Origin of the sequence: Treponema sp. OMZ 790 (genome assembly GCF_024181285.1) — a bacterium.
GTDB lineage: Bacteria > Spirochaetota > Spirochaetia > Treponematales > Treponemataceae > Treponema_B.
The window spans coordinates 2578411-2601146 of record NZ_CP051201.1 but is presented as its reverse complement, the minus strand read 5'-3'; the positions used below and the strand labels follow the sequence as shown (position 1 = coordinate 2601146).

Sequence of the window (22736 nt, the reverse complement as noted above, 5' to 3'; positions counted from 1 at the left end):
ATAATGCAGTTGTGCTGCATTGAGGTGCGATATGAAAAAAAATATTTTAAACATTCTGTTTGTTTTTTTGGCAAATCTTATTTTTTGTGATGAGTCTCCTTTAACTACTGCGACTTATAATAAATACTCAAATAATAAACTTTATTACCTGCATATAGATTATGAAAATGATACAACTTGTTGTTATGAAACTAAAAAAAAGGATTCTGCACCTATATGGAAAATACCGGGTTGGTATAGCAATATCTATGTAAGTGATGATGGCATTTATTGTATTTTTTTTGTTAACGGAATGGAAAATCTGTTAGATAAAAATTTTGATAAAAATGATACATTATTCAAAATTTTCAAAAACGGAAAAGAATATGATAGTAAAAAGATTTGTGATGTAATTAAAAATGACAGAAATTTGGAAAGAACAATATCTCATTATTATTGGGGCGGTTTTTATGATATATATGAAAATGGATTAATTCTTAATACCGTTGAAGGCATAAAAATATATAATTTTAATGAAAAAAACTTTTTATCATTAGTAGATAAAAGAATTTATGTTAAGTGGACTAATGAGGAAATCTTAAATAGTTCATTATCAATAATTTCTTCAGAAAACATAATAGAACAATATTCCGGTTTTATTATCTTTGATACTAAGAATTATGTTAGTGCGTTATTAGGTAAAATAGTCGAAAAAGAATACAAATCAAAAGATAAAAGTATAATCACAATAAAAGAATCTTCTGTTTCACCGGTAGAATTATTTTGGAATATCGATAATGATGGTATCTTAAATATATGCAGTAATGAATCATTTAAAAAAGATAATACAAAAATAGCTAAAATATATATAAATAAAAATGGTAATGTATTGTATGCTGTAAAAGATAATAAATTTGTCCAATACAAATATAAAAAATAGTATTTATCCTCGACTTCACCTTGACATTTTTTTATAATGCAGGTTAAACTAACATCAAAGAACTGTTCTTCAGGCTGTACGGAGAAACTTATGAGCGTATCATTTTATATTAACAACAAAAAAACTTTTTTAAAAGCTAAAGCTCCTATGAAGTTAAAAGAATGTTTAGGATTTTCTTCACAAAAAATAGACCAATTTGCTTTTGACGAAGCGCAAGATAATTTTGACGTGAAAAGATTCTATAATTCATCCATTGCAGATTATGAATGTTTACTATGCGGAGTATTAGGAAAAAGCTCCCGCGGTTTTGAACTTTCTTTTGATAAGGGTCTCAATCATTATGCTGTGCGGGTTTTCACGCCAAGCACACAGGAAGATTGGCAAATCGCCCTTACCTATATCAAAGATTTAGCTAAAAAATTGGGAAGCGATATTGTCAATGAAAGAGGTGAATATTTTACCGCTGAGAATATCGAACAATTTAATTATCAGGAAGATATCTTATTCGGAATAAAATCTTATATTGAAAACAAAGATACGGATGAATACATCAGTTTCGGTATTTTCCGGGAAGCGGCTTTTAACCGTAAAATTGTAGAAGGATTTTTAAATTCCGAGAATCCGATAGAGGCATTTAGTAAATTCTTTAAGGACATTCAGTATTTAGACGCTTTTTCGGCAAACCAAATGTTTTTTGAAGATAATAAAACTAAAAACATTATCGGGATTTATGCCCTAACTCAAGATACGGAAACTATTTTGCCTTATAAGCCTAGTGTGGAATACAAAAATAGAAGGATTGTAAAAGATGAAGATATAAGCACTTGGGAATTATCTCTAGCTATTATTAACGGAAACCCTGATGATAAAGACTCTTATCAAAGAGCAGGAGTTATGGAGTATTCGGATTTTATGACCCGCCTGCCGAAAGATAAATATAGATTTATAGACGCTAAATATATTTTAATTGATGCTTTAACAAAAGAAGAAATTTTAAGCATTCTAAAAAAAGAGTCAGGATAAAAATGACTTACCGCTTAATCTCAAAATGACTAAAGCTCATGGTAAAGGAAGCCCTTCCCTGGGTGGCTGAACGGAGGTCGGTGGAAAAGCCGAACATCTTTGCCATGGGAGCTTGGGCATGTACAATGTCTGTGCTTGCCTTTGAGTCCATGCTTGAGATTAGACCTCCCCTCTGGGTAATCTGACTCATGGCATCTCCTACAAATTCCTTGGGGCTCATAATATCCACAGCCATCACGGGCTCCAAGAGCACGGGGGCGGCTGCACTGCAAGCGTCGTCAAAGCACTTTGCGGCGGCGGCTTCGTAGGCGAAGGGTGTTGCCGTAAGTTCATTGTATTTTACCGAAACAAGTTCTACCTCAATATCAGTGCAAGGATAACCTACCTTAATTCCCGAACTAAAACAACCTTCGATAGAACGCTTAACTGCTTCTAAAAGTTCTTCGGGGAGAGCATTGGTGCCGCCCGAACCGGACTTTTGGAAGGTTTTAATCTTTGAAACAAAGCGGTTTCCGCTTCCCCGTTCAAGGGGGCGGACGGTGAGGGTAAGCTCGGCCTCGTTGTCTTTTCCGCCCAGCTGCTTGCTGTATTTTTCGGTTTGAGTTTTTTCTGCGGTGATAGACTCCCTGTAAGTAACCTGCGGGTTTCCGACTCTGGCTTCTACCTTAAAGTCGTCCAACATTCTGCGGGTTAGAACATCTATATGGAGTTCTCCCATACCTGAAATTATAAGCTGTCCGGTTTCACTGTCTTCGCGGCTTGTGAAGGTCGGGTCTTCCTTTGAAAGAATTTCCAAGACTTCTTTTAAGCGGTCGCTTTCCGATAAGCTTTTAGGTTCTACCGAAACGGAAATAACAGGTTCGGGGAATTGCATGGATTCAAGTAAGAGAGGCTGTCCCTCGGAACCCAGGGTATCTCCTGTCTGCGAAAGTTTCAGCCCGATAAAAACGGCTATATCTCCGGCCTGAACGGAATCCGTTTGTTCCGACTTATTTGAATGCATACGCAAGATTCTGTTTACGCGTTCTCTTTTCTTTTTTCCCGTGTTAAAAACCTGATCGCCGGATTTGATTTTTCCCGAATACATTCGGACATAGCAGAGGCTTCCCGCATCCTTGTCGTATTGAATCTTAAATACAAGGCCTAAGGGAGCTCCTTCTACCTTGCACGGAACTGCAATCTTTTCTTCCTTTTTGGGATTGAGAGCCTCTGCCGGGAGAACTTCGTCAGGTGCAGGCAAAAAATCTACAACTGCATCGATTAAGGGCTGAACGCCTATGTTTCTTCTTGCCGATCCGCACAAAAACGGAATATAGCTTTGATTTAAAACGGCCTTTCTTATTTCTTTTTTGATAAGCTCTTCGGGGACATCTTTTCCTTCAAGGATGAGCTCGGTGATTTCGTCCGAAACTGAAGAAATAGTATCGAGCATTTTTTCGCGCCATTCTTCTGCCAAGGCAAGGCGGTCTTGGGCTATTTCGGCATACTCGTATTTTTCACCCTCGGTTGCGGCATCCCAGTGAATCTCTTTCATTGAAATAAGATCGATGACTCCCTCAAAACTGTCGCTTGCTCCAATAGGAATTTGAACCGGCACAACCTCAACTCCGAATTTTTCGTGCACATCTTTTAAGACTGCAAAAAAGTCGGCACCGATTCTGTCCATCTTGTTTACAAAACAAATACGCGGAACCTTGTAGCGGTCGGCTTGATGCCAAACGGTTTCGGTCTGGGGCTGAACTCCTCCGACTGCACAAAGAACAGCAACGGCTCCGTCCAATACACGCAAGGAGCGTTCTACCTCGGCCGTAAAATCTACATGCCCGGGTGTGTCGATTATATTTATCTGAAAATTTTTCCAATAAGTGGTGGTTGCGGCACTTTGGATAGTGATTCCCCTGTCCTGCTCTTGGGCCATCCAGTCCATGGTTGCTTGACCGTCATCTATTTCGCCTATCTTATGAATTTTTCCCGTATAAAACAAAATACGCTCGGTGGTGGTGGTTTTTCCCGCATCTATGTGAGCCATTATTCCTATATTCCGCATCTTATCAAGCATTTTCACATTCTCCAAAAATCTTATTTAAGCGGAAATAATATCAAAAAAATCAAAAAAAAACAATCGGGAGCTTTGAATTTGTCAGATTCTTTCTATAGATATGCCTGAAAGCTCATTTGCCTTTATAAACATATCCTTGATGATTCTATAAGAACCTAATCCGGCAAACAAAAAGCCAAGACCTAGACTAGGAAGAATAGATTTAATAAATTCCGGATCGAAAAAAAAGACCGGAGAGAATTTTATAAAAGATAAAAAATCTAAACCGGCTTCTTTTTTGACGGCTAAAAATAAACCTATATATTCAGCAAAAAGCAGGGCAAAAATTATAGCAAAGATATTTATTATAGCCCCTACCTTGGTTGCCTTTCCTTTTCCAAAATTATAACCATAAAATGCAGAGTAGGCTATAAAATAGCCTGCAATGGACGCATAAAAACCGAAATAACATATTAAGATCCAAGCTGCAGAGCCGAGTAGGGCACCTATGATGCAGCATAAGGTTCCGGTTAAATAATTATTAGGTTCATTGTTTACTTTTTCCATCTTCATTTTAAAATTTTCTGCACACTCAGAACATAAAAAGGTTGGAACACCCTTAATTTTATAAGTATTTGTTTCTCTTGTTTTACTACATGAAAAGCAAACATCTTTTGATTCTAATTCTCTTAGAAGAGCTGAAAGATCTTTTAAAAAAGATTCAAACTCAAAATCAGTATCACCATAGGAATAAGTTAAGGATAATAAATCTTCATCCATATTAAATGTTTTTACCCTTCCCATCTTTTTTTGCTCATCTAAAAAAGTGAATAACGCTCCCTTTGATCCGCTTACGGCACAGGAGGTTTTAAGAGCAAGCTCTTGATCGGTTAATTTATCTTGTCTAATAAGAAATTTATTATTACCTATACTTCCTGTCCATATACCGTTTATATCTTTAAAAAATAAGCGATTAAGCAGTTTCTCCATATTGTCTGTCATTTAATATCTCCAAATATTTTATCGGGCTTTATTTTATCAAAAAATAAAATAAATAGCAAGCTAAAGATTCTTTATCTCACATTATGTTTAAAGCTCTCATGGATATATCTTTTATCAAAAAAATATTACAAAATTGATTTCCGTGGAAATAATTAAGCCCTTGAGCGAAACAAAGGTTATATGTTATAATAGAAGAGTATGCAGGATTACTTGCGGTAAATATTTTTAAAGAGGTGAATTATGGATAAAGTAAAACTTGAAAGAATGAAGAATGACAAGGGCTTCATTGCGGCGTTGGATCAGAGCGGAGGAAGTACGCCTAAAGCTTTGGCGGCTTACGGAGTTCCTGAAACGGCTTATTCCAATGAAGATGAGATGTTTGATCTTGTTCATGCTATGCGCACAAGAATAATCACAGGTAAGGCTTTTAATTCCAATAATATTTTAGGTGCAATTTTATTTGAGCAAACAATGGAGCGCGAAATTGAGGGAATGCCCACCGCCGACTTCTTATGGGAAAAGAAAAAGATTCTCCCCTTTTTAAAGGTCGATAAGGGTCTTGCAGAATTAAAGGACGGCGTTCAGCTTATGAAGCCGATACCCAATTTGGATGCTATGCTAAAGCACGCTGTAGAAAAGCACATTTTTGGAACAAAGATGCGCTCGGTTATAAAGGAAGCAAATCCCCAAGGTATCAAGGCTGTTGTAGATCAGCAGTTTGAATTGGGTATTCAAATTGCAAAGGCCGGTCTTGTTCCGATTATTGAGCCTGAAGTAGATATTAAATCACCCGACAAGGCTAAGTGTGAAGAAATTCTCAAAAAAGAATTGGAAGAGCATCTTAAGACCTTGCCGAAAGACTTGCTTGTAATGTTCAAGCTTTCAATTCCGACAAAAGAAAACCTTTACGAGGAATTCACAAAGCATCCTCAGGTAGTTAGAATGGTAGCCCTTTCAGGAGGTTATTCCAGAGACGATGCAAACAAGCTTCTGGCTAAAAACCGAGGTATGATTGCAAGTTTCTCCCGAGCTCTCGCCGAAGGCCTTTCTGCAAGTCAAAGCGATGATGAGTTTAACGCAACCTTGGAAAAAACCATCAAGGGCGTTTATGAAGCTTCAATAACATAGTTTTTTTAAGAACTATGTTTTAGAGGATCAATAAAAAAGAGCAAGGTTGACTAGCCTTGCTCTTTTTTTGTAATCAGCTTTTACGAACTGCAGCTTTCACATTCTTCGACTTCGAGGGAGCGGCTTCGCACATAGTAGATTGACTTAACGCCTTCTTCCCAAGCCTTTATGTACAATGAAAGCACCTTGCTGAAGGTAAAGTCGGTGGTAATATAGAGGTTTACCGATTGGGCTTGGTCGATGTGGCGCTGGCGCAGGCCTGCTGCCCTTATACTCCAGGTCTGATCAATATTGTGGGCATTTTTATAAAGCCAATAGGTTTCTTGAGAAAGAGAGGGCGCAACCCTCGGCATTAGCGAACCTTTTTTTTCCTCTAAAAAATACTTGTTCATAATGGGGTCTACACCGGCTGTTGTGCCTGCTATGATCGAGGTCGAGCTTGTCGGTGCGACAGCCAAAAGATAGGCATTCCTCATTCCGTTTGATTTTACTTCTTCTGCCAAGACTTTCCATTTTTCATCCATGTAATTCCTCTTTTCAAAATAGGCACCGGTTTGCCAGTCGCTTCCTTCAAAGTAGGAATAGGAGCCTTTTTCTTTAGCAATTTGAGATGAGGCCTTGACGGCTGCATAGTTGATTTTTTCAAACACCTTGTCGGCAAATTCAAGGTGTTCTTCGCTTTCCCATGCGATGCCGTTTTTTGCAAGGGCATGATGATAGCCTGAAGCGCCCAAGCCGATTGACCTGTACCTGCTGTTGGTAATTTGTGCATACGGAATAGGATAGAAATTTAAATCTATAACATTGTCCAGGGCTCGCACTGCCGAAGAAACTATTGTGTCGATTTCTTTTTCATCGTTTACGTCAATGTTTCCCAGAACGAGGGAGGCGAGGTTACATACAACAAAGTCTCCGGGGATGGTAGTTGTTGCAACGACTGTGTCCCCGTCTTCCGTTTTTATTTCGATGCTCTTATGTTTTATCTCGCTCATGTTTTGGGAAATTTCCGTGCATAGGTTTGAGCAATAAATCATTCCCTTGTGAGGGTTGGGATTTGTTTTATTTGCGTGATCGCGGTTAAAGGCAAAGGGGGTTCCCGTTTCTACGGCCGACTTTAAAATTAAGCGTACCAATTCTTTTATCGGGATTTCTCTTTTGCTGATACGGGAATCGGCAACGCAGTCCCTGTATCTTTTTTCCCATTCTTCTCCGTAAAAATCTTCGAGGGCATAACCCTTCACTTTTAAAATTTCGTGGGGGCACATGAGATACCAAGAAGCATTTATATCGTCGCGTACGGTTTTCCAAAAAAGGTCGGGATAGCAGACTGCGGGGAAAACATCGTGGGCCTTCATTCTGTCGTCGCCGTTATTTGTGCGGAGCTGTAAAAATTCCGGAATGTCCTTGTGCCATACATCGAGGTAGACGGCGACCGAGCCCTGCCTTACGCCGAGCTGGTCAACGGCAACAGCCGTATCGTTTGCAAGTTTTATCCAGCGGATAATTCCGCCCGCCGCTCCCATAAAGCCGCGGATGGGCGAGCCTACGGCCCTAACCTTTCCGAAGTAAAGTCCCATTCCTCCTCCGAATTTTGAAACCTTGGCAAAGTTATCTATGCTGCGGTAAATGCCGTCAAGAGAATCGGGGACCGTATCTATAAAGCATGAAGAAAGCTGATGATATGGCTTTCGGGCATTTGAAAGGGTGGGGGTAGCCATCGTAACCTTTAAGGAACTGGTCATATCGTAAAAACGCCTTACCCATTCTATCCGGTTCGATTTTTCCTTCAAGCCTAAATGGAGGGCGATACCTAAAAACATTTCCTGAGGAGATTCAAGGACGACATTTGAATGAGTGTGAATAACGTAGCGGCGTAAGAGGAGGTCGAGGGCACTGTAGGTAAAAAGCTTGTTTCTTTCTTCATTTATAAATAAGGCTGCTTCTTCCAATTCGGCACGAGTGTAGGCCTCGCAAATATAGGCCCCATAGAGACCTTCGTTTTCAAGATATTTTATTTTTTCATAAAAAGAATTAATCTGCCTTTTTTCAAGCTCGGTTTTTAGTTTTAAGTTAAATTGAAGCATTAAAAGACGAGCTGCAATAAATTCCCAGTTTGGGGCATCCTGAGCGGTAAGCTCGACGGAGGCCTTGATGAGCATGGCAAGGGATTCGGCCTCGCTCATGTTTTCTTTTCTAAAAGAAAGGAATTTATGTGAAAGTAAATTAAGGCTGTATTCGTCCGAAGTAAAATCATTTTGAATCTCGGTAAGGACGCTCTGAATTTCTATCGTAGAAAAAAAGCGGCTTATCATCTGCCGCGAATCCCGCCTCTTTGTACGGTCTACCCTGTAAAGGATGAAGTTTTTTACTTCCGCATAATAGTTGTGCTCTATCAAAGTCTTTTCGACCAAGTCCTGAATCGTTTCGACATGAACAAGGCTTCCGCTTTTAGTAAGCGCCAAGATATCTTCTTCTATTTCCTTTACCAGAGGAGGAATGATTGTATCTAAATCGGTATGCGGAGAATCTTCCACACTTTTAAAGGCAGAGCGGATAGCTCCTTCAATTTTTTCCGGCTCATAGTTTTTAGTTTCGCCGTTTCTTTTTATGATTTGCATTTTATTATTCCTTATAAATAACTACGCTATATATTGTATGTTTTATTGATTTTTGGTGATTATAACACAACATATAGTGTATGTCAAGAATAAAGACTAAAACAGGTAAATATATATTGACAGCTAAACTACTTTGGCATATAATATTCATCATGTTTTTATACGGGGTATTTTTTTTAAAAAAAATGAATTTTTTCTCAGAAACTACTAGACAAAATGCTATAAAATATTGTATAGTACCCGAAAATTTGCGAGTAGTAAAAAGCAATTTGGAATATACAATCAACGAGATACAATCTGTAGATTATACTTTATGTATAGCGAACAATAATTTACTTTCTACGATAGACGAATTAAAATCGCCTCTCTATAAATTTAACTGATAATGAGGAGGAATCTTATGTTAAGGCTTTGTTTGCTTAAAAATTTTATATCTACAGGATAATAAAAAATAGTTATAACTTACAATTTAAAAATAAGACTCAATAAGGAGATATAAATCAAATGAAAAAAGAAAAAAAACGCTTTTCCATGCGTAAAAAATTATTAATTATTTTTGGACTATTGATAACTATTGCCGGAATTGTCGAGGGGGTGCTTGCAGTTAGAACCGCACGGCAAGCTGTAACAGAAAAGATTGAAAAACACTTAATCGATAAAGCAACCGATACTGCAACTATTATTGATGCCCGAATAACGGCTGTGTTCCAATTTTTGGAAGGTCTTGCAAGGATGCCAATATTTTCTGATGAAACTGTTTCATATGCTGAAAAATCAAAACAACTTAATAAGGAAATAACATTTATAGATTTTTTATATGATGCAGCTATCGCAGATATAAATGGAAATATGTATACGGCAGACAATAGAGTTATAAATATAAATAACTCAGAGTGGTTTAAAATGAGTAGTAAAGGAAAAAATTTTTTAACGGAACCGTTTATTTCTGTTGTTGATAACAAATTGATTATGACTATTTCCGTTCCGTTATATGATCATACCCGTAATATTATAGGTGTTTTAGCAACAGCTATTCCTGCACAAAAACTTTCTGACGATATTGATGATATCGTTGTAGGAGATACCGGGTACTGTTATGTATTGGGTTTAGAGGGAACTATCATTGCACATAAAAATTCCGAAATTGTTCAAAAGCAAGAAAACTATCAAGAGATAGCAAAAACCGATAAAAGATTTAGCTCTCTTGCAGCATTTGAAAAAATGGCGGTAGATATTGATGAGCCGTCAATCGGATTTTATGAATACGATGGAATTAAAAAGATTGCTTCTTATGCTACGATGAAAACTACCGACTGGACTATTATAATAAATGCTCCTGTAGAAGAATTTATGGACACGGTAGATGACTTAAGAAGCCGAATGATGGTTATGGGTATAATAATTTTGGTAATTGCTTTATCCATAACTTTTTTTGTTGCCCGCAGGATGGTCAAACCTATAAATGTTGTAGTGAATGCCCTTAAAGACATAGCTCAAGGAGAAGGCGATTTGACGGTTCGTCTTCCGCTTGTTGGAAATGATGAAATTACGGATTTATCTGAATATTTTAACCAAACTATTTCTAAAATCGGCTCTTCCATAAAAACCGTAGGCGATAACAGTATTGAGATGACCAATATCGGTACTGAACTTGCAAATAATATGACTGAGACTGCCGGTGCCATACAGCAAATAAGTGCCAACATTGAGGGCGTAAAACAACAAGCAATAAATCAAGCTGCAAGCGTTACGGAAACAGCGGCTACTGTTGAAGAAATTATCCGAACAATAAAGCAGCTTAATTCCAGTATAGATACCCAAGCAGCCAGTGTTGCAGAATCTTCTTCTGCAGTTGAACAAATGGTCGGGAATATTGCTTCCATAACTCAAACCCTCGATAAAACAAATGATGTGATTAAAACTCTCGCAAGTGCTACAGCTGACGGAAAGAATACTATTGTTACCTCAAATGAAGTAACTCAAAAAGTTGCTGAAGAATCAGGCAGTCTTTTGGAAGCTTCTAATGTAATTCAGCATATCGCAAGCCAAACAAACTTGCTTGCAATGAATGCTGCTATTGAAGCGGCTCATGCAGGTGAAGCCGGAAAAGGCTTTGCAGTCGTTGCAGATGAAATTCGTAAGCTGGCGGAAGAATCAAGCACTCAAGGAAAAACCATCACCTCAACTCTTAAAGTCCTCTCAGGAGAAATTGAAACTCTTTCTGCTTCTGCAAAAACTGCAGAAGAAAAATTTAACATTATTTTCAATTTATCGGATCAGGTTAAAACTATGAGTCAAAATTTGATGAATGCTATGCGGGAGCAAGAAAACGGCAGTAAAGAAGTTCTTACCGCTATTCGCGACATCAATATGGTTACTACTCAAGTAAATGACGGCTCTGCCGAGATGCTCAAGGGAGGAGAAACTGTAGCCGGTGAAATGAGAAAGCTGGATGAGCTTACACGAATTATAACTGACAGTATGAACGAAATGGCTTCCGGTGCCGTACAAATCACCAACGCTGTACAAGATGTAAACAATATAAGCCAAAAGAATAAGCTCAGTATTGAAAACCTTTCGGCAGAAGTAGGAAAGTTTAAGGTGTGATGAAAAAGACATTTATAAAAAGCCTGACAGGAAGGTATAAAACAAAGATACTAACTCACCATATTGACCTAACTGTCAAGGCAATTCAAGCTTCTATAGAAGAAACTCGATCTGCCGTTCCGCTGCCCAAAAAAGAAGACAAAAATGAAAAGGAACTTATATCAACAGATTGACATATTTATATAAAAGGCCTATACTCTTTGTTGCATCCCGAATTGCGTTAGACGCACGCAAAAGGAGAGGAGTTATGGTAATTCGTATGAATATGTACCAGTCGCTCGGCTTTGCAATCGCTTGGTTGCTGGTCGGACGATTCATTAAGGCGAAGTTCGAGTTTTTTCAAAAGTATTGTATACCTGCCCCAATCGTGGGCGGCTTTTTGTTTGCGCTGATTTCGTTAGCACTTCACGCAGCAAAGGTACTCGACTTCGAATTTGACACAACCCTGCAAACCTATTGGATGGTAATGTTTTTTACCTCTGTGGGATACAATGCAGGGTTTTCGATTTTAAGAGACGGCGGGAAAAAAGTTTTTGTCTTTTTGGCTGTGGCTGTAGTTTTTGCAATTTTGCAAAATGTAACGGCTCAAGGAGTTGCAAGGCTGATAAACTTTTCTCCGATGCTCGCCGTCATGCTGGGTTCAACATCCTTTACGGGCGGTTTCGGTACAGCGGCCTCCTTTGCACCGATTGTTGATCCCGAAAGCACCTTGGGAGCCTTATCCCTCGCAGTAGCCGTTCCCACCTTCGGCTCTTTGATAAGCTCCATCTTAGGTGGCCCGGTCGGAGACCGCCTGATAAAAAAATACGGCTTACAGCCTTCAAATGCCAATGAAAGCGTAAGGATCGATGAATCGGGTAATATTATAAAAACGACAAAAGTCGTTAAAAAAATAGAAGCCGTTCATCCGAGCTTTATAAAAAGGCTTTTCTTTAACCCTACAAAAGGCAGAGAAGAAGCTAAAGAAGTCGTAACCGTTCAAGAAGAAGTTATCCACAAAGCTTCCGCAAAAGGTGAAGTCGATAACTCGACAACCAGCTCCGAAAAGCATCTTAGCAGTGAAAAACTGTTAATGTCATTTATGCTTTTAGTTCTGGCTTCAGGTTTTGGTCTTTTTGTTACCAATTATCTTAATTCTTTGTCGCCCAAATTTAAATTCCCTATTTATATCGGGGCGATGATCTGTGCTGCCGTTATACGGAACATTGCAGATACCTCAAAAAAATTCAAAGTGAATATGGATGAAATTGATGCACTCGGAAATATTTCTTTGAATATGTTTTTGGCTCTCGCTCTTGTTTCGTTAAAACTTTGGCAGCTTGTAAGTTTGGCTGTTCCCCTGATGATTATTTTAAGCGCTCAAATCATTCTTCTGTATTTTTATACCCGCTTTGTCACATTTAAGGTTATGGGCGGGGACTACGATGCAGCGGTCATTACGGCAGGACACATCGGTTTCGGTTTTGCCGCAACCCCTAACGCCATGGCTAATATGGGCTCTATATGCGAAAAATACGGTTATTCAAAGATAGCCTTCTTTGTCGTTCCTATAGTCGGCTCCTTATTTATTGATTTTTTCAATATAATGATAATTGGTATTACCATAGGCTTGGCCGGCTAGTTTATGCTTTTATAAAATCTTAAGATTTCTTAAAGCGTTTTAAAATTATGCCGGCGGTTCGGTCTTTTGTTATAAGCAAAAGACCGGCCCCAAGCCCCGCAAAAATAATAAAAGAAATAAAAAGCGGAACTCCCTGACCGATAATTTTTCCGAATGAAGCAAACGGAGAATAAATCTTATCTTTCAAAAAATAAAGCGGAATTGAAGCAATAATCGAAAAAGCAAATATTTTTGTTATAAATAAAAGAGCCGGAAAGATGAGTCTTTTTACATCCAGGGCATTGTTATTTTTTAAGAAGAATAAAAGGATGACCGTGTTTATAAATGAAGCTATTGTCAGGGCGAGGGCTACTCCGTTTCCGCCCATGGGGCCTACCAAGATAAGGGCAAGCAGAATATTTACGGCAAAGCAGATTATTCCTGCGATTGTAGGCGACTTTGAATCGCTTTGGGCATAAAAGGCCGGTGCGATGATTCTGTTTGCGGCGATTGCAAAAAGTCCGATTATGTGAAAGTTAAAAATTCCCAATGTTAATTTTACCGAAGTATCGTCGAATTTATTGCTCTTATAAATGAGGATAATTAAATTTTCTCCCGATAAAAGGGAGAAAAAGGTTGCCGGTATTGTGATTAAGGCTATCACTTTTATTGCCTGCAATAATATGGTTTGAAAGGCATCCCAATCTTTGCGCAAGGCTATGGCCGACATTTCAGGGAGAATTACCGTGCCTATCGAAACTGCAAAGATTCCGAGTAAGAGCTCTTGCAAGCGCAAAGAGTATTGTAAGCTCGAAGCTATTCCGAGTCCTGCTGAGGTTGCAAGCGAGGTGGAAACTAAGTCGTTTATCTGATAGGCTGCCATGCCGATTATGGTAGGGCCGATAAGGGCCAGTACTTTTTTTGTTCCCGGATTTGAAAGGGTTTTTGCAAGACTTGTGAATTTAAAACTAAAGCCTGTCTTTAGAACAAAGGGAAGCTGAAAAACAGCCTGAACAAGACCGCCTGCAACAACACCGTATGACATTGCAACAGCAGGATCTCCGAAGGGTTTTGCAAAAAGATATGTTGAACTTATGACGATTATGTTGAACAAAATAGGCGTAAAACCTGAGGGAGTAAAAATCTTTACTCCGTTTAAAATGCCTTGAAAAAAAGCTGCAACGGAAATTAAAAATAAATACGGAAACATTATCCGCGTTAAAAAAACGGTAGAATCATAATCTGCAATGTCTTCAAAAAAGATTTTTACTATCAGGGGAGAAAGCACAATGCCCAGTGTTACAACAACGGCAGTTGCAAAACTTACAAGAGTAAAAATAGAACTTAAAAACTCGTTTATTTCTGTCTTTGTACTTTCGGATTCTTCCGCATCCTTGTGCTTTTGCAGGTAGGCATTAAAGGTCGGAATAAAAGCAACGGTTATACTGTTTTCGGCAAAGAGTCTCCTAAATAGATTAGGCAGCATAAAGGCTGTAGCAAAGGCATCCGCCAAGGGCCCCGTTCCCAAAAAATGCGACATAGTCATCTGGCGGACAAGCCCTAAAATTCTTGACCCAAAAACCAAAAGAGAAAGTTTCGACCCGCTTTTTACGAGAGATTTATTTTTATTTTCAACCTTGTCCATAACAATTAAAGATTATACAGGCTTAAGGCTTATAATGCAAGGGCGGTGGAAAGATATATATCAATATAAATATTGTAAATTTGCTAATAAATTTGACAATAATTATATTTATATGTATAATAATCTTGCGGAGGTTTTGTATGAATGCATTAAGAACTGTAGATTTATTGGACTCAATTATTCCCATCAGCAGATTTAATAAGGGAGAAGCAAATAAGATTTTTTCTGAAGTAAAAAAGAACGGGGTGAGGATTGTCGTAAAAAACAATGTACCCGAATGTGTTTTAATAAGTCCTAAAGATTATCAATACATGGTCGAGGAATATGAAAATGCCGTTCTTTTATCTGAAGCAGAAAAAAGAATGAGTGAAAAAACAAAACCTATTTCTCACCAAGAACTTATGAAACGGTTAGAGCTTACAAATGAAGACCTGGATGATATTGATGTTGAATTGGAATAGCTTATGTGGAAAATAAAGTATCATCCTGATGCAGAAAAAGATTTAAAAAAATTAGATGACTCGGTAAAAAAGATTGTTCTTAAAGGAATTATTAAAGTATCAGAAAATCCTCTTCCTCAAAGTGAGGGCGGTTATGGGAAACCTTTGGGAAATAAGAATAAAAATAATTTAACCCATTTACTAAAAATAAAATATAAAAAAATCGGAATTAGAGTTGTTTATAAATTATTTCGTACTAAAAATGAAATGTATATACTTGTAATTTCAGCAAGAGCGGACAACGAAGTATATAATTTGGCAGGAAAGAGAAAATAAGAAAATATTCTATAACTATAGAGTAATGGGGCTATAGTCGCTAAAACTCCGGTAAATTTATTTCGATTTCGGCCGGATATTCTCCGTCGGCATATTCCGTAATAATAAAATTTCCGTCTTCATTTTTTTTATATATCGGATAAGAGAATTCTACATTGCACAGTACCTTAAAAGGAGGTTCAACTATAGGTATAGAATACGAAGCGGTATGCCGGATGTATGGATTGTTTATTAAAAGAATACCTTCAATGTCAGATCTTTCAGCATCTCCTATTTCATATAAGTTTCCATCGCTGTCTATCAGCCTTATATCATTTAAACTTATCGATGCATCAGAAAAATCTTGGGTGTTTGCCGTAAGAGGAAAAAAAGCTGAAAGAGTAATTTGCTTATTTGCAATGTGTAAGCTGTAAGGTTCAATTTTTATTTTTTGCTCTAACTCTTCGGCCGTATAATTTTGATAAGCCGGTTCTTTCTGTCTCTCTGTATTTCCGCTTTGCCCATCTCTTTTATTTTCTTCCACATTCAAAAAGTCTAAATCAATTTTATGTTTTTTTATCTTGTCGGATAAAACCGATAAACTGACGGATTTTATTTTTCCTGCGGCTCTAAGTTTTGCAATAAAAAAAGGATGATACTCGGTTTTTTCGTGATTTTCGGTTTCGATATAGTGTTCTTTTATATCATAGAAATATTCCGCAAGCCATGGATAGGGCATGTCCATGTTTCGATACCAGAGGTAATGCCGGAAGTCGGCCGAAAAACTTTCAAAGTTTAAATCTTCACCGCCCGTTCCATGTACAACAGCATGTATCTTGTTTGTTTTATAAAATAATTCGTTGGGTTTTTCATTGACCCGATAAGAAAGGCTGTAACCTCGGCGGGAAATATCGTATTTTCTTTCGTATTCGAGCATCTTATCATAAGAAAATTCTTCATCAGCCTTAGTTTCGGTTTCATTGGAATTTTCATCTTCTTCATTTTCATCATCGATATAATCGTCTTTTGTGTAAGAGTAATCGTATTTTATTCCCATATCCCGTATAAAGAAAACCGCTTCATTGTCTTTTATTTCGAGAAGTTTGATATGAAGATTGTCGAAGCTCTTTGTTATGCCGATTTCATTTGCCGTAAATTCAAAATCGCCTACGGATTGCGGAACGGCAACTTGGGCTTCAGCCTTATATATGTTTTCCTTAATCTTATTGAAGCTTATATAATGAGGAAGCGGAATTTGAGCATTATAGTTTATTTTTAAATTGCCGTCATAATCTTCTTCAAAAAAAATATTTTTTAAAATTCGTTTTTTTATTTCGCTTGGATTTAGTTTTATTTTTTCGTTGGAAAAAAGGTTGGGAGAGTCTATATTATCAAAAGCCCAAGGATAATAAATTACACCCGATCTATAAAGATCTTCATACTTTGCAAAATCTAAAAAGATTTTATCTTGACTATTGTCTTCTTCAATTTTAGGAAGACTCACACAGGCTGTAATTAAAGCGATAATTAAAAGTGAGTAAAGACATAAAACGATAATCGATTCCGGTTTCATAAAAACTCCTTTTTTAGGTAGAATTTTCATCTATTATTTTTTGTAAGTTAATTACCGATTCAATATCTCCTTCCAAAAAAAATTTAAAAGTGTTTTCCGTTGACACAAAATAAAATCGGCATTTACTTGCTTTCTCAATATTTTCATTTATTTTTTTCATTAATTCTTTTAGTTTAAAATCTTTGCTATACGGATAGCATAAGATTGAAAAGATTTCAGGCTTTTCAATGGAATCTTTTTTTAAAAATTCTTCTAATCTCCTTTTCTCATCAGTATTTTTTTTATCGATAAAACTCTTATCCGAAAAAAGCGGTTCAATATCTTTTTCGGTAAAACGCCATTGAGAGCCTATTTTTTTTCCTGTAAGTTTGCCTTCTTTTAAGTAATTTTGAATTGTTCTTACACTGAGTTCAAGCATTTCGGCAATCTGATTCATTGTATATAATTTTTCCAAACCTTTTCTCCTTTTTTATAATTTTACAATAAAATTTCTTTGATTACAATCGGGCTTTGTAAGTTTTATGATATTCTTATAATTTTATCGGCATAATTTTTAGGCAAAGCTTCATGTGAGATTATAAAAACTATTTTATTCTTACAAGTGCTTTTTATTGTATTCAAAATCAAGGCAGTGCTTTCTGAATCAATATTGGCTGTAACCTCATCAAAGATTAAAACTTCTGCATCCGAATATAAACTTCGGGCTATGGCAAGTTTTTGTTTTTCCCCTCCCGAAAGATTGGCTCCTGTATCCATTATCATTGTGTCGTAGTTTTTATTTTGTAAAATTGATGTAAGGAGCTCACTTTTCTTTAGGTTTTCTTCGGCTTCAATTGAATATTTTTTGTTTAAAAATAAATTATCTCGAATTGTCCCATTGATAATTGAATTATTTTGCGGGATATAATCAATAAAAGAACGGATACTGTTATTACTAATAGAAGAAATCGGTTTTTCATTTATTAAAATACCTGAGGCCTTTCTAAATTTTACAAGCTGTTTCATTAAACTTGATTTTCCCGAACCGCTTTTTCCCTGCACCCAAACAATATCACCTTTCATAAACTTATCGTTTATATTAGTTTTAAATGTTTGTTCACCTATTCGTATTTCATTTATATCAAATTCGATTGTTTCAATCGATTTGATTTTTTCACCAGAATTTTTTTCTTTTTCCGAATCTAAAAATGCAATAAAATCTTGTGAGACTTTTAAATTATTTTTGTTTAAATTAATATTTGTAATTATGCTGACATTGGAAAAAAATAGAGGAAGTACAATTGTATAAATCACAATCGGTAAAATTTGATTTTCTCCGCTTAAATAATTGTACATGACAACTAAAATACAAACTGTTTGCAGCATTGAATTAAGAGATGATATAAACGATGAAGAAGTTTGAGCATATTTGTTCACCTGAGCTATACTTTCGTAAATTTTATTCAATGAAGGTTTTAATTGGTTTAGTAGAATATCATAATCGGGACATTGTTTTAAATAATCCGTTTGGTTTACAAGCGAGAGTATTTTTTGAAACCCCATTGACGTACTTGTTTGCATAACTTGAGAACGCTTTTTTAATTCGGCATTCAAGGCTTTATAACCTAAATAATTTATTGGAATTAAGGCAAGCAGTATTAAACCGATAATATAATTATCAAAAAATATTGCGATTAAAATAATTATAGTTGTGATTATGCTTGACCATATTTGAACGGCATCTCCTGTCATATATATGTACATATTGTTTACAGCCTGTGCCATCCGTTCAATTAAATTCATATTTCTCTGAGAAATAATTGTATCGTATTTTAGGTCTAAAATTTTTTCGATAATATTTTTGGCATTTTTTATATTAAAATGTTTTGCAAAATTTTCACGTAAAAAAATTATAGCTATTTTAAGCAAAAACATCAGCACCAATACCGATATTATAAGAAAAACTCTTTTTAAATTCATCTCGACACCGGTTTTTGCCCAAAAACTTAACAGAAAAGGTGCTGCCAACGATGTCATGGCCGACACAAGGGCTAAAGCAGCCATAGTCATAAAAAACGCTTATAGGCTTTATTCATAAAGCAAAATTTCTCCTTTTTTAAATTCTTTGCTTCATCATAATAAACGATTTTTTATAGACTGTCAATATTATTTTCGTGTATTTTCATAAAATTTCGTGAAATTTACGGAAAATAATTTAAAATTAATGGATGCAATACTTATTTTATAGCTAATACTATATTAGTGAAGCGGAAAGTAATTTCTTTATCAATTTCCAGTGACTTTTTACAAATGAGACAAATGGATTAATACCTAAATTTATTGTCTTTTCAAAGGTATCAATTTCTTTTATCATATCATAGGCATTTTGATTGAGATATTTTATACACTCTAACAATTGATTATGCTGTTGAATTAAATCTGTCCAGTGAATTAGCCGTTCATAATGAGAAACTCTATTCCGTAATGTACGAAGTTTTTCAAAAATTATCTGTATTGAGCCTATATTTCGTAGATTCTTAGGCATCTGCCTAAGACAATTTTTTATTATAAAGCTCTGAAAAGCGCATTGAGAATATGTTTTTGTCAAAAATATTGTCCAAAACCCTAGTGTCAATTCTGCTATAAGTCTATCATGAGTAACGGTTTTATTCTTTTTCATAATTTTCTTTTTTGCTTCATCAATTTTTAATTGAGAGTGGTGGTTGAGTTTGACTATATCATACCATTTTTGATCTTTGGCATATATTGTAAGAGCTGAGTCTATTGAGTTTCTAAGACTTATTTCAAAAATGTGAAGAGCGGGATATAAAGACTTACATATTTCAATATTATATAAATAACGAGCTATAGCTGTTATATTATCACATCCATCTTGTCTATAAACTGAAAGCCGGCTTTTTGTGAGAATTTTTTCAATGCCTGCATAAAATAAAATATTCATATACCACCTCTTGTAAAAAATCATAAAATATTATATAATACTTATTGTGAGCCGAAGTGTTCCTTCTCCTGTTTTATAACAGTGCTAGGGCCTTCGGACTTCTCATTTTAACCAAATTCCCATCAATCGACGATCCCCTCTTTCTATGCTATAATACCCGATAGAGTAAGCTGTGCTGCATGATAAAAAGATTTTGTTTGTACGGGTTTTTAAAAAATTTTGATTTTTCGGAACCCTTTATTATTTTGTTTTATCTTTCGCTTGGATTGAATTTTTTTCAGATAGGAATTTTAACTGCATTTTTAAATGTGCTTATAAACTTGATGGAAATTCCAAGCGGTTCCTTTGCTGACCTTTACGGGAAAAAGACTGCCATGCCGGTTTCCCTAATAAGCTATGTTATTTCCTTTGTGTTTTTTTCTCTTGCTTCTTCCTTTGGTTTTCTTTTTCCGGCTCTTTTCTTTTATGCTGTAGGCGATGCGTTTAGAACCGGAACTCACAAGGCTATTATTTTTGAATGGCTAAAGCAAAATAACAGGCTCAGCGAAAAAACTTATGTTTACGGATATACCCGCTCATGGTCAAAATACGGGAGTGCATTTTCCGTTATTATAGCTGCCTTCATAGTGATCTACATGCAAAACTACCGCTATGTTTTTATCCTTTCGATTATTCCGGCTCTTTTGGGCGTGTGGAATATGGCAATGTACCCTAAGAGTCTAAACACTAAGCCGGCAGTATCTGTTTGTTCTTTTAAAGAAGTCATGGCTCATACTTTTAGAGTTATAAAAAAATCTTTTACAAGCCGGCAAATCAGAACACTCATTATTCAAAATATGAGCTTTTCGGGAAGTTTTTCGGTGAGCGAAAAATATTTACAGCCACTTCTAAAACTCCAAGCGGCTGCCTTGGCTTCAAGCTTGCTTCTTTCAGAAAATCTCGGAACGCCTATTTTAATCGGATGCGTTTATTTTCTTTTAAATATCTTATCGGCTTTTAGCTCGCGGAATGCGTACCGCTTTGTAAAAAGAGCAAGGTCAGATGAAAGGGCTGTTTTTTTACTTTTGGTTATGGGCTGTGTTCTGCTTTTAATTTCCGGTTTTGGATTTTACACAGAGCTCTACGGCATTACAATAGCTTCTTATCTAATACTTTCCATTCTTATGAATTTATGGGTTCCGATAAATATCGCTCAATACGATAACTATTCGGACTCGTCAGATCAGGCAGGAATTCTTTCTATAGCTTCGCAAGCTAAAACCTTGGCAGTCGCAGCTCTTGCTCCTCTTTGCGGCTTCCTTGCAGACAGCCTAGGCATCTACAGTATCGGTTTGTTTCTTTCTATTATATTGTTTGCTACTGCGATTCTTCATCATCTGGAACTTCCTAAAATTTTTTGTTATAATATCCGTCATGCAAATAAGCTTAGAAAATATAAAGAATAAAAAAGTAACCGTTATGGGCTTAGGGCTCAACGGCGGCGGGGTTGCGGCTGCCCGATTTTTTGCCCGGTACGGAGCCGAGGTTACCGTAACCGATTTAAAAACTTCGGAAGAGCTAAGACCTTCAATCGAAAAATTATCCTCCTTTACAAATATAAGATTTGTTCTCGGAGAACACAGAATAGAAGATTTTAAAGAGTCCGATCTTGTTATTAAAAACCCAGGTGTAAAACTTGAAGGGAATGTTTTTTTGGAAGCTGCAAAACAAGTAGAATCGGATATTTCCGTTTTTCTCGCTCTTTCAAAGGCTCCGGTTTTGGCGGTAACCGGAAGCAAGGGAAAGTCCTCCACGGTAAGCGCCCTTTATTACGGGCTTAAAAAATTAGGGTACAATGCTTTTTTGGGCGGGAACATTACGGTCAGCCCCTTAAGTTTTTTTGAAGAAACCTCGAAGGATACTCCCGTGGTGCTTGAGCTTTCCAGCTGGCAGCTTGCCGATTTAAAAACCAAGGGTCTTCTTAAACCAAAGGCTGCGATTATTACGCCCATAATGCCCGATCACTTAAATTGGTACGGCACAATGGAAAAATATGTTGCCGACAAAAAAATCATCTATGAAAATATGGATGAAGCGGATTATCTAATCTGCAACTTTGATGACGGGTGGGGTAAAATTTTTGCAGAAGAAACAAGAGCAAATGTTTTTTGGTACAGCGAGAAAAATTTGCCTGAAGAATGCCGAGGCGTTTTTTTTAATAACCGGCAAGAAGGCGTCTGCAATTTAAATGATGAAGAAAGGCTATTACTTTCAAAAGATGCAAAAGTTCCCGGGCTTAAACTTAAACAAAATGTCTTGAATGCTGGTCTCGCTCTTTTGCTTTACCAAAAATTTCATCAGGCAGAAAATTTAAAAGAAAAGAAAAACAAAGATCAAGCTGAGATTATCCGTAAATTTATGGACGAGTATTCGGGAATTGAGCATCGCTTGGAATTCTTTTATGAAAAAAACGGAATAAAATTTTATAACGATACGGCGGCAACAATTCCTGAAGCTTCTGCCGCTGCCATAGAAGCTTTTGATAAACCGCCGATCTTAATTTGCGGCGGAACAAATAAAAATTTAAATTTTATTCCGCTTGCCGAAAAAGCAAAGCTGACTAAAAGCATCTATCTTCTTGCAGGCACAGGAACGGATCTTTTAATTCCTTTACTTAAAGAAAAATCGGTTGAATATAAAGGCCCCTTTGACGGTTTGGATTCTCTTTTGCTTTCATTAAAAGAAAATTTAGAAGCGGGCGACATTGTAATCCTGTCGCCGGGAGCTGCCTCCTTCGGTATGTTCAAAAACGAATTCGACCGCGGCAATAAATTTAAAGAAAAGGTAAAAGAAATATTTTGCTGATAACTTCGATTAAAGCTTGATACCGATAAAAAAACATACTATA

At 36.5% G+C, this 22736-nt stretch carries 18 protein-coding genes; 10 read left to right on the top strand and 8 right to left on the bottom strand.

What is annotated here, in order from left to right; all coding sequences use genetic code 11:
• Window positions 1-31: 31 nt before the first annotated feature.
• Both E4O01_RS12300 and E4O01_RS12295 read left to right on the top strand, forming a co-directional pair.
• Window positions 32-919 (top strand): hypothetical protein, encoded by an 888-nt coding sequence (locus E4O01_RS12300; RefSeq protein ID WP_253692475.1) that lies wholly within the window; start codon window positions 32-34, stop codon window positions 917-919.
• A gap of 90 nt (window positions 920-1009) precedes the next feature.
• On the top strand, window positions 1010-1942 hold the full coding sequence (locus E4O01_RS12295; RefSeq protein WP_253692474.1) for a DUF4299 domain-containing protein: 933 nt from the start codon (window positions 1010-1012) through the stop codon (window positions 1940-1942).
• Window positions 1943-1949: 7 nt separating this feature from the next.
• Here E4O01_RS12295 and fusA read toward each other — a convergent pair whose 3' ends face one another.
• Entirely contained in the window at window positions 1950-4001 is a 2052-nt protein-coding gene (gene fusA, locus E4O01_RS12290) for an elongation factor G (RefSeq protein WP_253692473.1), read from the bottom strand.
• Between the two features lie 81 nt (window positions 4002-4082).
• Complete coding sequence (locus tag E4O01_RS12285; RefSeq protein ID WP_253692472.1) at window positions 4083-4982, bottom strand: hypothetical protein; 900 nt, start codon at window positions 4980-4982, stop codon at window positions 4083-4085.
• A gap of 240 nt (window positions 4983-5222) precedes the next feature.
• On the opposite strand from E4O01_RS12285, the gene E4O01_RS12280 reads away from it, so the two are divergent.
• The gene (locus E4O01_RS12280; protein WP_253692471.1) at window positions 5223-6110 is read left to right on the top strand and encodes a fructose bisphosphate aldolase; all 888 of its coding nucleotides are present in this window, start codon (window positions 5223-5225) and stop codon (window positions 6108-6110) included.
• 80 nt (window positions 6111-6190) lie between these two features.
• Here the strand turns inward: E4O01_RS12280 and E4O01_RS12275 are convergent, their stop codons facing one another.
• The gene (locus E4O01_RS12275) at window positions 6191-8728 is read right to left on the bottom strand and encodes a ribonucleoside-diphosphate reductase subunit alpha (RefSeq protein ID WP_253692470.1); all 2538 of its coding nucleotides are present in this window, start codon (window positions 8726-8728) and stop codon (window positions 6191-6193) included.
• Window positions 8729-9232: 504 nt separating this feature from the next.
• On the opposite strand from E4O01_RS12275, the gene E4O01_RS12270 reads away from it, so the two are divergent.
• The 3 genes from E4O01_RS12270 to E4O01_RS12260 all read left to right on the top strand — a co-directional run bounded on the left by E4O01_RS12270 (window position 9233) and on the right by E4O01_RS12260 (window position 12956).
• The gene (locus tag E4O01_RS12270) at window positions 9233-11335 is read left to right on the top strand and encodes a methyl-accepting chemotaxis protein (RefSeq protein WP_253692469.1); all 2103 of its coding nucleotides are present in this window, start codon (window positions 9233-9235) and stop codon (window positions 11333-11335) included.
• Window positions 11335-11508, top strand: a complete 174-nt coding sequence (locus E4O01_RS12265; RefSeq protein WP_253692468.1) for a hypothetical protein — start codon at window positions 11335-11337, stop codon at window positions 11506-11508. The genes E4O01_RS12270 and E4O01_RS12265 overlap by 1 nt, the downstream gene beginning before the upstream one ends.
• Window positions 11509-11582: 74 nt before the next feature.
• Entirely contained in the window at window positions 11583-12956 is a 1374-nt protein-coding gene (locus E4O01_RS12260; RefSeq protein ID WP_253719280.1) for a sodium/glutamate symporter, read from the top strand.
• Window positions 12957-12975: 19 nt separating this feature from the next.
• On the opposite strand, the gene murJ is transcribed toward E4O01_RS12260, so the two are convergent.
• Window positions 12976-14580, bottom strand: coding sequence for a murein biosynthesis integral membrane protein MurJ (murJ, locus tag E4O01_RS12255; protein ID WP_253692466.1), 1605 nt, complete (start codon window positions 14578-14580; stop codon window positions 12976-12978).
• A 140-nt stretch (window positions 14581-14720) separates the two neighbouring features.
• Between murJ and E4O01_RS12250 the strand changes: the two genes are divergently transcribed.
• Both E4O01_RS12250 and E4O01_RS12245 read left to right on the top strand, forming a co-directional pair.
• Window positions 14721-15041 carry a type II toxin-antitoxin system Phd/YefM family antitoxin gene (locus E4O01_RS12250; protein WP_253692465.1) on the top strand — a complete coding sequence of 107 codons (321 nt, stop codon included), beginning with the start codon at window positions 14721-14723 and terminating at the stop codon, window positions 15039-15041.
• Between the two features lie 3 nt (window positions 15042-15044).
• Window positions 15045-15356, top strand: coding sequence for a type II toxin-antitoxin system RelE family toxin (locus E4O01_RS12245; RefSeq protein ID WP_253692464.1), 312 nt, complete (start codon window positions 15045-15047; stop codon window positions 15354-15356).
• Window positions 15357-15396: 40 nt separating this feature from the next.
• Here the strand turns inward: E4O01_RS12245 and E4O01_RS12240 are convergent, their stop codons facing one another.
• The 4 genes from E4O01_RS12240 to E4O01_RS12225 form a co-directional block, all read right to left on the bottom strand.
• Complete coding sequence (locus tag E4O01_RS12240) at window positions 15397-16908, bottom strand: hypothetical protein (RefSeq protein WP_253692463.1); 1512 nt, start codon at window positions 16906-16908, stop codon at window positions 15397-15399.
• Between the two features lie 13 nt (window positions 16909-16921).
• Window positions 16922-17362, bottom strand: a complete 441-nt coding sequence (locus tag E4O01_RS12235) for a helix-turn-helix domain-containing protein (RefSeq protein WP_253692462.1) — start codon at window positions 17360-17362, stop codon at window positions 16922-16924.
• 65 nt (window positions 17363-17427) lie between these two features.
• Window positions 17428-18957, bottom strand: a complete 1530-nt coding sequence (locus E4O01_RS12230; protein WP_253692461.1) for an ATP-binding cassette domain-containing protein — start codon at window positions 18955-18957, stop codon at window positions 17428-17430.
• 184 nt (window positions 18958-19141) lie between these two features.
• Window positions 19142-19849, bottom strand: a complete 708-nt coding sequence (locus E4O01_RS12225; protein ID WP_253692460.1) for an Abi family protein — start codon at window positions 19847-19849, stop codon at window positions 19142-19144.
• Window positions 19850-20028: 179 nt separating this feature from the next.
• Here E4O01_RS12225 and E4O01_RS12220 point away from each other — a divergent pair, with 179 nt between their 5' ends.
• Both E4O01_RS12220 and murD read left to right on the top strand, forming a co-directional pair.
• Entirely contained in the window at window positions 20029-21294 is a 1266-nt protein-coding gene (locus E4O01_RS12220) for an MFS transporter (protein ID WP_253692459.1), read from the top strand.
• Window positions 21263-22693, top strand: coding sequence for a UDP-N-acetylmuramoyl-L-alanine--D-glutamate ligase (gene murD / locus E4O01_RS12215; RefSeq protein ID WP_253692458.1), 1431 nt, complete (start codon window positions 21263-21265; stop codon window positions 22691-22693). The genes E4O01_RS12220 and murD overlap by 32 nt, the downstream gene beginning before the upstream one ends.
• Window positions 22694-22736: the final 43 nt, after the last annotated feature.